This window comes from Rhodobacter sp. SY28-1 (assembly GCF_005222785.1).
Lineage (GTDB): Bacteria > Pseudomonadota > Alphaproteobacteria > Rhodobacterales > Rhodobacteraceae > Tabrizicola.
The window spans coordinates 1-13,698 of sequence record NZ_STGH01000005.1 but is presented as its reverse complement, the minus strand read 5'-3'; the positions used below and the strand labels follow the sequence as shown (position 1 = coordinate 13,698).

The following is a 13,698-nucleotide window of genomic DNA, read 5'->3' as shown; positions in this document are numbered from 1 at the left end:
AGAAGTTCCCGACCCGCGGGATCGGGGCGGGAACTTGCAGAGGATCCGGACCGGAGCTGGATCACTCGGCCTTGCTGGCGGGCTTGGCGTTCAGAAGGCTGTACTTGTCGGCACCCAGCGTGTCGAACAGGCCCAGCTGGGTTTCGAGAAAGTCGATGTGACCTTCCTCGTCGGCGAGAAGGTCGTCGAACAGCGCGCGAGTCACGAAATCGCCGACCTGATCGCAATGCTTGCGGGCCTCGATGTAGAGGGTGCGTGCGTCATGCTCGGCGGCAAGGTCTGCCTCCAGCGTCTCGCGCACCGTCTGGCCGATCCGCAGCGAGTCGAGCTTCTGCAGGTTCGGATGGCCTTCCAGGAAGATGATCCGTGCGATCAGCTTGTCGGCGTGATGCATCTCCTCGATCGACTCGGCCCGGGACTTGTCGGCAAGGTGGCCGACCCCCCAGTCTTCCTGCAGCCGGTAATGCAGCCAGTACTGGCTGACGGCGGTCAGTTCGGACCGCAGCGCTGCGTTGAGGTAGTCGATGACTTTTGCATCACCCTTCATGTCGGTTCCTTTCGTGCCTTGGGCCGAATCAACGGCCAGGTGCGGGGGGCGGTTCCCTTAGCCGACCTTGCGGACCGGATCGGGCGAAGCGGGGATTCGGAAGGCCGGTACCTGCCGCAGCGTATCAAGAAACAGGGGCATGCACCCCCCGCAATCGGCCCGTTTGCCAAGCGCGCGGTAGACCTTCCCGGGGGTAATCAGCGTTTGCGGATCGGCGGCGCGCATCCAGGCCACCGCCGCGCGGATGTCGTGGTCAGAGATGGACTGGCAGTGGCAGACGATCATGATTTCACTGGAAAACCGCGTTGGGGTTGTCGAGGCTGTCTGAGCCTTCGAAGTCGACCTTCGACAGGCCAAGCGCGGTAACGGCCCGGTCAATCGAAGCGGTCTGGGTCACCAATGCGTTGACCGCGGCCATGACCAGCGCCTCGCCTTCGGTATTGCCGGGGGCAATGAGGGTGTCGAAGGTCTTGCCGTTGTCCCCGGCGTCCTTGACCGCCTGAAGGGCCGCGACCGAGGCGCCAAGCTCGGCCTTAAGCTGGGTGTCGACTGCGGGGTCGGCGGCAGCGACCAAGTCCGCCAGCGATGGGCCTGCGACGGTGCTGCCATCGACCCGGGTGTAGCTGCCCAGATAGACGTTCCGGATGCCAAGGCCATCGTAGTAATGGCTGTTGTGGGTGTTGTCGGAAAAGCAGTCATGCTCTTCCTCGGGGTCGTTCAGCATCAGGCCAAGCTTCATCCGCTCACCGCCAAGCTCGCCATAGGACAGGCTGCCCATCCCGGTCAGCATCGCCAGGAGCCCCGCCTGCGGATCGGCGGTGACAGCGGCGCGTGCGGCTCCGCCTTCGTTCCAGTTGGCGGTCATTTCCTGCAGGTCTGCGACCAGAAGGTCGGTCGCTGCCTGCAAATAGGCGGCGCGGCGGTCACAATTGCCGCCGGTGCAGCCCTCACCCGACAGGTAGTCGGTGTAGGGCCGCGCGCCAGCCCCCGGGCCGGTGCCGTTCAGGTCCTGCCCCCAGAGCAGGAACTCGATGGCGTGGTAGCCGGAAGCCACGTTCGCTTCGATGCCGTCAGCTTCGTGCAGGGTCTCGGCAATCAGGGCGGGGGTGATCGTGGTGGCGTCGATCTCGCTGCCCGACAGGGTGAAGGTCGGGGTGGCGATGACGTTCAGGGTGGCCAGCGCGTTCTCCTCGTTGCCGTAATCGGCCGAGACATAGTCGATCAGGCCTTCGTCCAGCGGCCAGGCGTTCACCCGACCCTCCCAGTCGTCGACGATGGCGTTGCCGAAGCGGAAGGCCTCGGTCTGCTGATAGGGGACGCGGGCGGCAATCCAGGCGGTGCGGGCGGCCCGCAGGGTATCGTCGGACGGGGTCGCGATCAGCGCCGCGACGGCGACTTGCAAGGCCTGGGCGGTGGTCAGGCTGTCCTGGTAGCCCGCAAGTGCGAGGTCGGCGTAGGTCTTGGTGACCTCCTCGGGCGTGGCGGCGATGGCCGGAGCGGTCAGGGCGGTCGACAGGGCCAGGGCGGCAAGGAAGCGCATCGGGAAACCTTTTCAGTCAGGATTTCCAGATTGTCTGACTAAATTGGTCGCCTTTGTAAAGGCTGATTCTTTTACTTGGCTTTTCGCAGCGTGTTGTGACCGCGGTCTTCGTGCGCTGCTGGAAGTTCGGCAATGATCGCGCGGGCGGCGGCGGCCGGGTCCTTGGCTTGCCAGACAGGACGGCCGACGACGATGTGATCGGCCCCGTCGGCGATGGCCTGGTGCGGGGTGGCGATGCGCTTCTGGTCGCCGGTGGCGCTGCCGGACGGGCGGACACCGGGGGTGACGATGAGTTTGCCTGCTGCCTCGGGGAGGGCGCGGATCATCGCGGCCTCTTGCGGGCTGGCGATGACGCCATCGGCCCCGGCTTGCAGGGCGCGGGCGGCGCGTTCAAGGGTGATGTCGTGGATGTCGCCGGGCCTGATGAGGTTGGCGTCCAGATCGGCGCGGTCAAGCGAGGTGAGGATGGTGACGGCAAGGATCTTGAGGTCCGTCGCGCCTTTGCCGGTTGCGGCGGCGCTCACGACCTGCGGGTCGCCGTGGACGGTCAGGAAGTCGAGGTCGTATTGCGCAAGGCCCCGGACGGCGGCCTCGATCGTGGCGCCGATGTCGAACAGCTTCATGTCCAGGAAGATGCGCTTGCCCTGTTCGTGCTTCAGCTCGTTGGCCAGCGCCAGCCCCCCGCCGGTCAGCATGCCGAGGCCGATCTTGTAGAAGCTGGCGGCGTCACCGATCCGGGCGACGAGGTCGAGACCCTGCACCACGTTCGGGACGTCGAGGGCGACGATCAGGCGGTCATCTGCGGGCATCGGGGGCTCCTGTCCGGGACAGGCGGCGGTTTGACGGGGCGGGGAAGGGCTGTCAAGACTGGCGGAAAAGGGGCGGGACGGGGACGTGATGATCCTGGCATTCGACATCGGCGGCAGCCGGATCAAGGCGGCGCTGTGGGACGGCACGTTGCGGCCACTTGGGGAGGTGCCGACACCCCTTGGCGACAGGACGGCCTTCCAGACGGCCATCGCGGGTTTCGTCACGGGAAAGGAAACGGGGATTGCGATTTCCATCGCCGGGGTGGTCGATCCGGCGACGGGCGTGGGCAAGGTAGCGAACATTCCGGCGATTGACGGTCTGTCGCTGGCCCCTGCGCTGGAAGCGGCAACCGGCCTGCCGGTGCTGGTGCTGAACGACGCCGACTGTTTTGCGCTGGCCGAAGCCATGCAGGGCGCGGGGCGGGGGCATCACTCGGTGTTCGGGGTGATCCTTGGCTCGGGCGTCGGCGGCGGGCTGGTGCGCGACGGACAGGTCGTCACCGGCGCGGGCGGCTATGCCGGGGAATGGGGGCATGGCCCGGTGATCCGGGGTGAGTTCGCCTTCCAGTGTGGCTGCGGTCAGGTGGGGTGCGTGGACACCGTGGGCTCTGCGCGCGGGCTGGAGCGGCTGCACCGCAAGCGGACAGCGGAACTTCTGGGGTCGGAAGCGATCATCGCGGGCTGGATGGCGGGCGAGGCCGAGGCGGGCGAGACGATGGCGCTGTGGCGCGACCTGGTCGCGGGGCCACTGGCGATGGTGGTGAACGTGGTGGGCGCGGAGGTGGTGCCGGTGGGCGGCGGCCTGTCCCGCGCGCCGGGGCTGGTGGCCTATCTGGACGAGGCGGTGCGGGTCCGCATCCTGCGCAAGACCCGCAGCCCGCTGCTGGTCCCGGCGGAATGTGGGGCGGATGCGGGGTTGCTGGGCGCGGCGATGGCAGGGGTTGCGGCATGGGCGTGACGCTGGAGGTCTGCGTCGACACGGCGGAAGGACTGGCCCAGGCCGTGGCAGGCGGGGCAGACCGGATCGAATTGTGCGCGGCTTTGGCGGTGGGCGGGCTCACACCCTCGGCCGGGTTGATGGCTCTGGCGGCGGGCTGCGGGGTGCCAGTGGCGGCGATGATCCGGCCACGGGCGGGGGATTTCGTCTGGTCCGAGGTCGAAGTCGCGATGATGGAGGCAGAGATTGCGGCTGTCCGGGCGGCCGGGTTGGCGGGGGTGGTGCTGGGCGCCTCGCTGCCCGACGGACGGCTGGACGTGCCGGTGCTGCGGCAACTGGCGGCGGCGGCACATGGCATGGAACTGGTTCTGCACCGTTGCATCGACCTGACCCCCGACATGAGCGAGGCGCTGGAAGAGGCGGTGAGGCTGGGGTTCCAGCGCATCCTGACATCGGGAGGCGAAACCACGGCAGAGGCCGGGGCAGCGCGGATCGCGGCGCTGGTCGCCCAGGCAGCGGGGCGGATCACGGTGATGCCGGGATCGGGGGTCGGCCCGAAGAATGCCGCGATGTTGAAGGGGCTTGGCATCACCGAGATTCACGCGTCATGTTCGGCGGCAACCCCACTTGGCGGTCGGGTGGTGGAAATGGGCTTTGCGCCGCAAGTGATGCGGCAGACCGATGCAGATGCGGTGCGGGCCTTGCGACGGGCCCTGGAATAGGAGCGGGAGATGGACATCACCCTGAGTTTCGAACGCCCCGAGGATGGGCCGGAGGCGGGCCCGCTGACGGTCGGCTGGTTCCTGGCCGCCGACAAGGGTGCGGTGATGTATGACCCCCCCGAGCGGGTGATGATCCGCCCGCCGAACAAGGCGCATGCCAAATCGGCCAGCCGTTGCCCGGCGGTGATCCAGCTGGAAAGCCGGTATTTCATGGTGAAATGCCCATTCGACCTGCACATCGGGTTTCAGCGCGATGAAAAGGGCAAGGCGGTGCTGGTGAACAAGGCTGGGGCGGCCTCGCCCATCCGGTCGTCCAAGCTGAACGAGGTGCTGACCTTGGTCAGCGAGGCAGAGTGGCGCTTTCCCGACCGGCCCACGGTGCAGCTGCACCTGCCGTATTATTTCATCGCCGACGAGATGGTCTACATGAGCCAGCTGTCGGCCTTTGCGCATTACCGGCCCGATCCCCTGCCCGGCACGATCTTTGGCGGGCGGTTCCCGATCTCGATCTGGCCGCGCCCGTTGATGTGGGCGTTCGAGTGGCATGAGCCGCAGAAGGACCTGATCCTGCGCCGGGGCGAGCCGTTGTTCTATGTGCAGTTCGAGGGGATGGACCCCGCGCGGTCCGTGCAGGTGGTGGAGGCCGAGCGGACGGCAGAGTTGCAGGCCTATCTGGAAAAGGTCTCGGGCGTGGTCAATTACGTCAACCAGACGTTTTCGCTCTTCAAGGCGGCCGAGGCTTTGCGGCCGAAGAAGCTGCTGGTCGCCAAGGACCGGGGGTAGCGCCCAGGTCCTGCCCCCACGTCCACGGTTTCTTGAACCGATGGCGCAATCGCGGACGCACCCGGAGTATTTGCGACATGGGCAAAGAGAATTTGAATCGAGTTGGAGGGGTTGGGCCATGCGCAGCATCATCGAGATCTACGAAATTGCGACGGGCCGGGTGCGTGAGGTGCTGGCGGTCGAGGGGCGGATCGAGGCGCCGAACTGGGCTCCGTCCGGGGACTGGTTGCTGGTTAACGGCGACGGGTTGTTGTTCCGGGTGCCGCTCGACAAGCCCGTGCTGGTGCCGGTGCCTTCGGGTGCTGCGGTCAAGTGCAACAACGACCACGGGATCAGCCCGGATGGGGCATTGATCATCCTGTCCTCGCATCACGAAGGGGCCGGAAGCCAAGTCTATCTGATGCCGGTCCAGGGCGGCGAGCCAGTGAAGGTGTCGCCGGAAAGCCCGAGCTGGTGGCACGGCATTTCGCCGGATGGGCGGACCCTGACCTATGTCGCAGCGCGGGGCGGGAGCCGGGTGATCGACGTCTATACTTTGGTGCCGGGAGCTGAGGAGAAGCGGCTGACCCATGGCGAGGGGCATTGCGACGGGCCGGATTTCAGCCCGGACGGCAGCCGCATCTATTACAACTGCGACCGGACGGGTCATGCCCAGATCTGGGTGATGGCGGCGAATGGGGCAGGGCAGCGGCAGCTGTTCGAGGACGGGTTCGTCAACTGGTTCCCGCATCCTTCGCCGGACGGGAAGCGGCTTCTCTACCTCGCCTATCCTTCGAGGACCACGGGGCATCCGGCCGATCTGCAGGTGGCGCTGGTGCTGTGCGACCCCGAGGGCGGCAACCGTAGGCGGGTGCGGGAGTTCACCGGGGGGCAGGGGTCGATCAACGTGCCGTGCTGGGCGCCCGACAGCAGCGCCTTTGCCTATGTCCGGTACGAGCCCTAGGCCGGGCGCAACCCGCTGAGGCCCTTCGGCGTCCGGGCCTTCGGTTCGGGTACTGGCTGCGGCAGGTCCACGGCGGCGAGGATCGGCTGCAGGTGGCGCGGGTCGCCCCAGACCGAGATGTAGACTTCGGGCGGGTAGCCGTTGGCCAGATGCTCCGGCGTCAGGTCGATGATCCTTACCCGCAGGTCGTCGCCATGGGCGAGGCTGGGCGAAATGATCTCCTCGGCCACCGGGCCAAGATGGCCGACAAGGCCCTCGCGGTGATGGGGGATCAGGCCGAGGATCGGCTTCCGCAGCCGTGCGAAGACGCCGATGCGACCGTCTGACAACCGGTCCAGCCGGGCGCTGTCGCCGATGGCAAGGCCGGTGCGGGCGACGTGGATTTCCAGTCCCTCGACAGGGGCCTTGTGGATCAGGGGGAGTTTGGCGTCGCTCATGGGCTTGGGCCTTTCGTTCGGAAGCCACAAGGATGGGGAGGCCGGGTCGCCCTGTGCAAGGGAAGGTTGAGCCGTGGCGGCGGGGCAGGCCCGATACCGCCGATGACCCGAAGCGGGATCGGCAAGGAAAGGCCGACAGGCCAAGCCTGCGACAGGTTTTCCGGGGCTGTGGTTTTTGCGCAAGCGGGGATTGCAAAGTTTTCGGGGTCTGCCCAGATGAATGGCAAGGCCTTCACGGGGTGTGCTGGAGAACCGGGCACTGCAGGCAGGGCGCTTCACATGAGGAGAATGACCGATGAATTTGGAGAAATTCACGGAACGGTCGCGCGGTTTCCTTCAGGCCGCCCAGACCATCGCGATGCGGGAAAGCCACCAGCGCGTGCTGCCCGACCATCTGCTGAAGGCTTTGATGGATGATGACCAGGGCCTGGCGGCGAACCTGATCCGCAAGGCGGGTGGGTCGCCCGAACAGGTCAACGCTGCGGTGAATGCGGCGATTGCCAAGCTGCCCAAGGTCACGGGCGGCGATGCGCAGACCTATGTCGATCCTCAGCTTGTCCGGGTGCTGGACGAGGCGGAGGCGGTGGCGAAGAAGGCCGGGGACTCGTTCGTTCCAGTGGAGCGTCTGCTGACCGCACTGGCCCTGGTCAACACGCGGGCCAAGGATGCGCTGACGGCGGGGGCGGTGACGGCCCAGGGGCTGAACACGGCGATCAACGAGGTTCGCAAGGGTCGGACGGCGGATTCGGCTTCCAGCGAAGATACGATGGAGGCGCTGAAGAAATACGCCCGCGACCTGACCGAGGCGGCGCGGGACGGGAAGATCGACCCGATCATCGGCCGGGACGAAGAGATTCGCCGCGCGATGCAGGTGCTCTCCCGCCGGACCAAGAACAACCCGGTGCTGATCGGCGAGCCGGGGGTGGGCAAGACCGCGATTGCCGAGGGTCTTGCCCTGCGCATCGTCAATGGCGACGTGCCGGAGAGCCTGAAGAACAAGAAGCTGATGGCGCTGGACATGGGCTCCCTGATCGCGGGCGCGAAGTATCGCGGCGAGTTCGAGGAGCGGCTTAAGGCGATCCTGAAAGAGATCGAGGCGGCCTCGGGCGAGATTATCCTGTTCATCGACGAGATGCATACGCTGGTCGGCGCGGGCAAATCCGAAGGCGCGATGGATGCGGCGAACCTCATCAAGCCGGCCTTGGCTCGCGGTGAACTGCACTGCGTTGGTGCCACGACGCTGGATGAATACCGCAAGCATGTGGAGAAGGACGCGGCCTTGGCCCGTCGCTTCCAGCCGGTGTTTGTCGAGGAGCCGACGGTCGAGGATTCGATCTCGATCCTCCGGGGCATCAAGGAGAAGTATGAGCTGCACCACGGGGTGCGGATCACCGACGCCGCGTTGGTGGCGGCGGCAACCTTGTCGCATCGGTACATCACCGACCGGTTCCTGCCGGACAAGGCCATCGACCTGATGGACGAAGCCGCCAGCCGTCTGCGGATGGAGGTGGATTCGAAGCCCGAGGAGCTGGACGCGCTGGACCGGCAGGTGCTGCAGTTCCAGATCGAGGCCGAGGCCTTGAAGAAGGAAGACGACGCGGCGTCGAAGGATCGGCTGGAGAAGCTGGAACGCGAGTTGGCCGATCTGCAGCAGAAATCGGCGGAACTGACGGCGAAGTGGCAGAACGAGCGCGCCTCGCTGGAGGCGGCGCGGACGCTGAAAGAACAGCTGGACCACGCAAGGGCCGAATTGGAACAGGCCAAGCGCGAGGGCAACTTCGCCAAGGCGGGTGAGCTGCAGTATGGCCGCATCCCGCAGCTGGAAAAGGAACTGGCCGAGGCGGAAGCCAAGGAAGGGCAGGCCTTGGTTGCGGAAGCGGTCCGGCCGGAGCAGATTGCCGAGGTTGTGGAACGCTGGACCGGCATCCCGACCACGAAGATGCTGGAAGGCGAGAAGGAGAAGCTTCTCAAGATGGAAGAGGAGCTTGGGAAGCGCGTCGTGGGGCAGCGGGCGGCGGTGGAAGCCGTCAGCCGTGCGGTCCGCCGGTCGCGTGCCGGGCTGTCGGACGAGAACCGGCCGCTGGGGTCGTTCCTGTTCCTGGGGCCCACCGGCGTCGGCAAGACGGAACTGACCAAGGCGCTGGCGGCGTATCTGTTCGACGACGACCAGGCGATGGTCCGCATCGACATGTCGGAGTTCATGGAGAAGCATTCCGTCTCGCGTCTGATCGGGGCGCCGCCCGGCTATGTCGGTTATGACGAGGGCGGGGTGCTGACTGAGGCTGTGCGGCGGCGGCCCTATCAGGTCGTGCTGTTCGACGAGGTCGAGAAGGCGCATCCGGACGTGTTCAACGTGCTGTTGCAAGTGCTGGACGACGGGCGGTTGACCGATGGCCAGGGCCGGACGGTGGACTTCAAGCAGACGCTGATCATCCTGACCTCGAACCTCGGGGCGCGGGCGCTGTCGGAGTTGCCGGAAGGCGTGGATGCCAGCGGGGCGAAGGCAGAGGTGATGGAGGCCGTTCGCCAGCACTTCCGGCCCGAGTTCCTGAACCGACTGGACGAGCAGATCATCTTCGACCGGCTGAACCGGGCGGATATGAGCGGGATCGTCGATATCCAGCTGGAGCGGCTGGAGGCCCGTCTGGCAGCGCGGAAGATCACGCTGGATCTGGATGCGACGGCCAAGGCCTGGCTGGCCGACGAAGGCTATGATCCGGTCTTCGGCGCGCGGCCCCTAAAGCGGGTGATCCAGCGGCAGCTGCAGGACCCGCTGGCCGAGATGCTGCTGGCCGGGGACATCCTGGACGGGTCGGTCATCAAGGTCACGACCGGGGCGGAGGGCCTTATCATCGGCGACCGGGTCGTGCAAAGTCGGCGTGAGCGGCCGCAGTCGGCGGTCGTCCACTGACGTCCGGCGTGGACAGAATCGCGGGGCCAGGTTTTTCAACGGCTTGGCCCCGCCGAGTCATGGACGGTTAACCCTATCTGCACCTTGCGCCGCCCCTGATCCGGGCGGCGCAAGTCTTTCCACGACATGGAACCGGCTGGCCGGGCGGGGCGTTTGAACCCTGCAACCGCGGACCCGATCCGCCCCATGACCCAAGGACAGCCCCATGACCCTTGTCAGCGATCACATGGATACCCCGAACCCGACGCCGTCCGACCCCGTGGGAGAGCCCGTCTCGGCCGACCGCGTCTGGGAGATCATCACCGCCATCGACATCGCCATGCTGGTGACCCGCTGGTCGGATGGCCTGCGCGGGCGGCCAATGTCGACGATCCCCACGCCCGAAAAGGGCCTTATCTACATCCTGACCGAGACAGATTCGGCCGCTGCCAAGGACATCCGCGTCGATGGCTCGGTCTTCCTGTCCTATCAGGGGCGGGGCGACCACGTTGCATTGCAAGGCAAGGCGCGCGTCAACCCGGACAAGGGTCTGGTGAAGGACCTGTGGAACCCCGGTGCGCAGCTGTTCTGGCCGGATGGTCCCGAGGCGCATGACGTCGTCGTGCTGGAAATCGATCCGGGCCATGCCGATGTCTGGGACGGTCCGGGCCTGCTGGGCGGGATTGCAAGCATCGTGTCGGCGGCGGTGAAGGGCCGGTCGCCGGATCTTGGTGCGCGCGGCGAGGTCGATCTCTGACACTGCCGAGCGTCTGAAAGCAAAGGGCCCCTGCACTGTCCGTGCAGGGGCCCTTCGTCCTGTCAGGGTGCGCCGGGATCACTTCGGCAGGAGGACCCTGTCGATGACATGGATCACCCCGTTCGAGGCCATGATGTCCGCCGTGGTCACCCGCGACTTGTTGACCTTGACGTCATTGCGGCCGTCGATGTGGACGGTCTGGCCCTGCACGGTGGCGACGTCCATGCGCTTGCCCGCCAGCTGGTCCGAGGTCACTTCGCCCGGAACGACATGGTAGGTCAGGATCTTGATAAGCTGGTCCTTGTTTTCCGGCTTGAGCAGATTCTCGACCGTTCCCGCAGGCAGAGCGGCGAAAGCCGCGTTGGTGGGGGCGAAGACGGTGAAGGGGCCATCGCCCTTCAGCGTGTCGACCAGGCCGGCGGCGCTGACGGCAGCGACGAGGGTCGAGAAATCTTCATTCGAGGAGGCGATGTCGACGATATCGGGTTCGGTTTCGGCAGGCACGCAGGCGGCGATAAGGCTGGCGAGCGAAACGGCCCCGGCGAGGCGGAAGAGAGAGCGGCGGTTCATGTTGATTGTCCCTGTTGGATGAAAGGAAAAGGGGGCGCGAATTGCGCCCCCTTGCCTTGGTTCCTTAGCCTTCCGGCGGCAGGATGACCGAGTCGATGACGTGGATCACGCCGTTCGAGGCGGCAACGTCCGGCCCCGAGATCACGGCGCCGTTCACTTTCGGCCCGCCGTCGAGGGTGATGGTCACGTTCGCGCCCTGCACGGTGGCGGCGGTCATGCCTTCGGTCAGGTCGGTCGACATGACCTTGCCCGGGACAACGTGGTAGGTGAGGATCGCGGTCAGCTTGTCCTTGTTCTCGGGCTTCAGCAGGTCCTCGACGGTGCCAGCGGGCAGCGCGGCGAAGGCGGCGTCAGTCGGCGCGAAGACGGTGAACGGGCCTTCGCCCTTCAGCGTCTCGACCAGGCCCGCGGCCGTCAGCGCGGCGGCGAGGGTGTTGAACGAACCGGCCGCGACAGCGGTGTCGACGATGTCTTTGTCCTGCGCGAAGGCAGGCATCGCAAAGGCGGTGGCGGCGGTCAGAGCCAGGAAAGTTCTGCGGATCATTGGTGTCACTCCCGTTATGATCGGTGTGCCGTCATTGGCAAAGGTGATAGGGGTGGGATGCGACAATGGATCAGACCTAAAATCGCGTGATCCACGCTTGACGGAAAGGGCGGCCGCACTAAGCCACCGGGTCTTTCGATTTCCAGTAAACCCTATGTGAGCAAAGTTCAGACGACGTGACCGGATTGACGCAATGTTTCAGGGCCTTGGCGCACACGTGACGCGCATTTCATTGCGATTCATGCAGTATGGCGCATGTTGAACGGCATCCAGAGGAAGGTTGCGATGAAACTGCATTGGTCCGATGTGACGCCCAAGCCCCTGTGGCTGAACCGCCGTCAGTTGCTTGCCGGGGCTGCGGCCCTGACGGCGACCCCCGCGCTGGCCCGGATCGAGGCTGCGCCCAGCACCTATTCCACCACGGAAGAGCCGAACAGCCTGGAAGACATCACCAGCTACAACAACTTTTACGAGTTCGGCACCGGCAAGGGCGATCCGGCGGCATATGCCGGAGGGCTGACGGTGGATCCCTGGTCGATCGTGATCGACGGGCTGGTCGACAAGCCCGGAACCTATGATCTGGCGGACGTGATGCAGGGCCAGCCGCTGGAGGAACGCATCTACCGGTTCCGCTGCGTCGAGGCCTGGTCGATGGTCATACCCTGGATCGGGTTTGAACTCGCCGGTCTGTTGAACCGGGTTGGCGTGCAGCCGTCCGCGAAGTTCGTGGCCTTCGAGACTCTGGTCCGCCCCGAGGAGATGCCCGGCGTGGCCTCGCCCTTCATTGAGTGGCCCTATCGTGAGGGGTTGCGCCTGGACGAGGCGATGCATCCGCTGACGATCCTGGCGACGGGGTTGTATGGCGAGCCGATGCCCAAGCAGAACGGCGCGCCGATCCGGCTGGTGGTGCCGTGGAAATACGGGTTCAAGTCGATCAAGAGCATCGTGAAGATCAGCCTGGTCGACGCGATGCCGCAGACGACTTGGAACATGCTGCAGCCGAACGAGTACGGCTTCTATTCCAACGTGAACCCCAAGGTGGACCATCCGCGCTGGAGCCAGGCGTCCGAACGCCGGATCGGTTCGGGCCTGTTCGGCGGGCGGCAGGACACGCTGATGTTCAACGGCTATGAGGCCGAGGTGGCGTCGATGTACGCGGGGCAGGATCTGGCGAAGGACTATTGATGGACCGGGTGAACGCGCTGGCCCGAAAGGTTCCGACCTGGGTGGTTTATCTTCTGGGGCTGGTGCCACTGGGGTTTCTGGTCTGGGGCGCGATCTTCGGCGGACTGGGCCCGGACCCGGTGAAGGCGATCGAGCGGGGCCTGGGCGAACGCGGGCTACAGTTCCTGCTGGCCTCGCTGGCGATCACGCCGCTGCGGCGGGTGGGGCTGAACCTGCTGCGGTTCCGGCGGGCGCTGGGTTTGCTGTCCTTTATATACGTCACGCTGCATCTGGTGGCCTGGGTCTGGCTGGACATGGGCCTGCGCTGGGGCGAGATGCTGGCCGACCTGACGAAGCGGCCCTTCGTGATCGTCGGCATGATCGGTTTCCTGGTGATGATTCCCCTGGCGGCGACCTCGTGGAACGGCGCGATCCGTCGGCTGGGCGCGGCGGCATGGAATCGGCTGCACAAGCTGGCCTATGTGGCGATTCTGGCCGGGGCGGTGCATCTGGCGCTGTTGTCGAAGGTCTGGACTACGGAAGTTCTGGTCTATCTGGGCCTGACGCTGGGCCTTCTGGCGGTGCGCTTGATCCCGAGGGGAGGTTTGCGGCGTCCAGCCGCGGCCTGACCCCGGGTCAGTGGATGCTGCATCCGCAAGAAAATTGCCGCAATGCCGCATCCGTAGTGGGGTTTCTTGCGCCAACCACCAGATTTTGCGGCGTTTTCGGATAACTGCAAAAATTTTACGACAGAGGTGTTTTTTGCTCTTGCGGGTTCCGCGCCCCATCCGTAAACACCCCCTCACCGAAGCGGAACAGCGACGGTGACGGACGGAAGCGGACGGGAACGGAAGCGAAAGTTCGGAAAATCTGAAGGCAAGGCGCGAAGGGATACGCCAAGAAGTTGGCGGATCGCACGTTTTTTGTCTGACGATGGCTCTTTGACATTGATGGAAGATGAAGGGATATGCGGGCGGTTTGGGCGCATCGGCGTCGTAATCGCAGCATATCGGCCTAGTAGGGTGTCTATCGAGAGATGGTGCCCGATGATCTAG

15 protein-coding genes are annotated in these 13,698 nt (G+C 65.6%); 8 read left to right on the top strand and 7 right to left on the bottom strand.

The features are described from left to right. Positions 1-61: 61 nt before the first annotated feature. From bfr to pyrF, 4 genes are all read right to left on the bottom strand, one after another. Positions 62-547 (bottom strand): bacterioferritin, encoded by a 486-nt coding sequence (gene bfr / locus E8M84_RS20075; RefSeq protein ID WP_137113036.1) that lies wholly within the window; start codon positions 545-547, stop codon positions 62-64. A 57-nt stretch (positions 548-604) separates the two neighbouring features. Beyond that, positions 605-832: a bacterioferritin-associated ferredoxin gene (locus tag E8M84_RS20070; RefSeq protein WP_137113035.1), complete on the bottom strand. Its 228-nt coding sequence runs from the start codon at positions 830-832 to the stop codon at positions 605-607. Positions 833-836: 4 nt separating this feature from the next. After that, entirely contained in the window at positions 837-2,087 is a 1,251-nt protein-coding gene (locus tag E8M84_RS20065; RefSeq protein WP_137113034.1) for an imelysin family protein, read from the bottom strand. A 71-nt stretch (positions 2,088-2,158) separates the two neighbouring features. Beyond that, a complete protein-coding gene (pyrF, locus tag E8M84_RS20060; protein ID WP_137113033.1) occupies positions 2,159-2,896 on the bottom strand; it encodes an orotidine-5'-phosphate decarboxylase in 738 nt (245 codons plus the stop codon). Between the two features lie 88 nt (positions 2,897-2,984). Here pyrF and E8M84_RS20055 point away from each other — a divergent pair, with 88 nt between their 5' ends. The 4 genes from E8M84_RS20055 to E8M84_RS20040 all read left to right on the top strand — a co-directional run bounded on the left by E8M84_RS20055 (position 2,985) and on the right by E8M84_RS20040 (position 6,281). Beyond that, positions 2,985-3,854: an ROK family protein gene (locus E8M84_RS20055; RefSeq protein ID WP_137113032.1), complete on the top strand. Its 870-nt coding sequence runs from the start codon at positions 2,985-2,987 to the stop codon at positions 3,852-3,854. Continuing rightward, positions 3,845-4,555: a copper homeostasis protein CutC gene (locus tag E8M84_RS20050; protein ID WP_137113031.1), complete on the top strand. Its 711-nt coding sequence runs from the start codon at positions 3,845-3,847 to the stop codon at positions 4,553-4,555. The genes E8M84_RS20055 and E8M84_RS20050 overlap by 10 nt, the downstream gene beginning before the upstream one ends. A gap of 9 nt (positions 4,556-4,564) precedes the next feature. Next, complete coding sequence (locus E8M84_RS20045; RefSeq protein WP_137113030.1) at positions 4,565-5,338, top strand: hypothetical protein; 774 nt, start codon at positions 4,565-4,567, stop codon at positions 5,336-5,338. 118 nt (positions 5,339-5,456) lie between these two features. After that, positions 5,457-6,281 (top strand): TolB family protein, encoded by an 825-nt coding sequence (locus E8M84_RS20040; RefSeq protein WP_137113029.1) that lies wholly within the window; start codon positions 5,457-5,459, stop codon positions 6,279-6,281. Here the strand turns inward: E8M84_RS20040 and E8M84_RS20035 are convergent. After that, positions 6,278-6,718, bottom strand: a complete 441-nt coding sequence (locus E8M84_RS20035; protein WP_137113028.1) for a hypothetical protein — start codon at positions 6,716-6,718, stop codon at positions 6,278-6,280. The two genes, E8M84_RS20040 and E8M84_RS20035, sit on opposite strands and share 4 nt — an antisense overlap. Positions 6,719-7,013: 295 nt before the next feature. On the opposite strand from E8M84_RS20035, the gene clpB reads away from it, so the two are divergent. Then, positions 7,014-9,629, top strand: a complete 2,616-nt coding sequence (gene clpB / locus E8M84_RS20030) for an ATP-dependent chaperone ClpB (protein ID WP_137113027.1) — start codon at positions 7,014-7,016, stop codon at positions 9,627-9,629. A gap of 205 nt (positions 9,630-9,834) precedes the next feature. Further along, the gene (locus E8M84_RS20025) at positions 9,835-10,365 is read left to right on the top strand and encodes a pyridoxamine 5'-phosphate oxidase family protein (RefSeq protein WP_137113026.1); all 531 of its coding nucleotides are present in this window, start codon (positions 9,835-9,837) and stop codon (positions 10,363-10,365) included. A gap of 78 nt (positions 10,366-10,443) precedes the next feature. Here the strand turns inward: E8M84_RS20025 and E8M84_RS20020 are convergent, their stop codons facing one another. Both E8M84_RS20020 and E8M84_RS20015 read right to left on the bottom strand, forming a co-directional pair. Further along, positions 10,444-10,935 carry a fasciclin domain-containing protein gene (locus tag E8M84_RS20020; protein ID WP_137113025.1) on the bottom strand — a complete coding sequence of 164 codons (492 nt, stop codon included), beginning with the start codon at positions 10,933-10,935 and terminating at the stop codon, positions 10,444-10,446. Between the two features lie 64 nt (positions 10,936-10,999). Further along, positions 11,000-11,479 (bottom strand): fasciclin domain-containing protein, encoded by a 480-nt coding sequence (locus E8M84_RS20015; RefSeq protein ID WP_137113024.1) that lies wholly within the window; start codon positions 11,477-11,479, stop codon positions 11,000-11,002. Between the two features lie 285 nt (positions 11,480-11,764). On the opposite strand from E8M84_RS20015, the gene msrP reads away from it, so the two are divergent. Further along, complete coding sequence (gene msrP, locus E8M84_RS20010; protein ID WP_137113023.1) at positions 11,765-12,664, top strand: protein-methionine-sulfoxide reductase catalytic subunit MsrP; 900 nt, start codon at positions 11,765-11,767, stop codon at positions 12,662-12,664. After that, the gene (gene msrQ, locus E8M84_RS20005; protein ID WP_137113022.1) at positions 12,664-13,272 is read left to right on the top strand and encodes a protein-methionine-sulfoxide reductase heme-binding subunit MsrQ; all 609 of its coding nucleotides are present in this window, start codon (positions 12,664-12,666) and stop codon (positions 13,270-13,272) included. The genes msrP and msrQ overlap by 1 nt, the downstream gene beginning before the upstream one ends. Positions 13,273-13,698 lie beyond the last annotated feature (426 nt).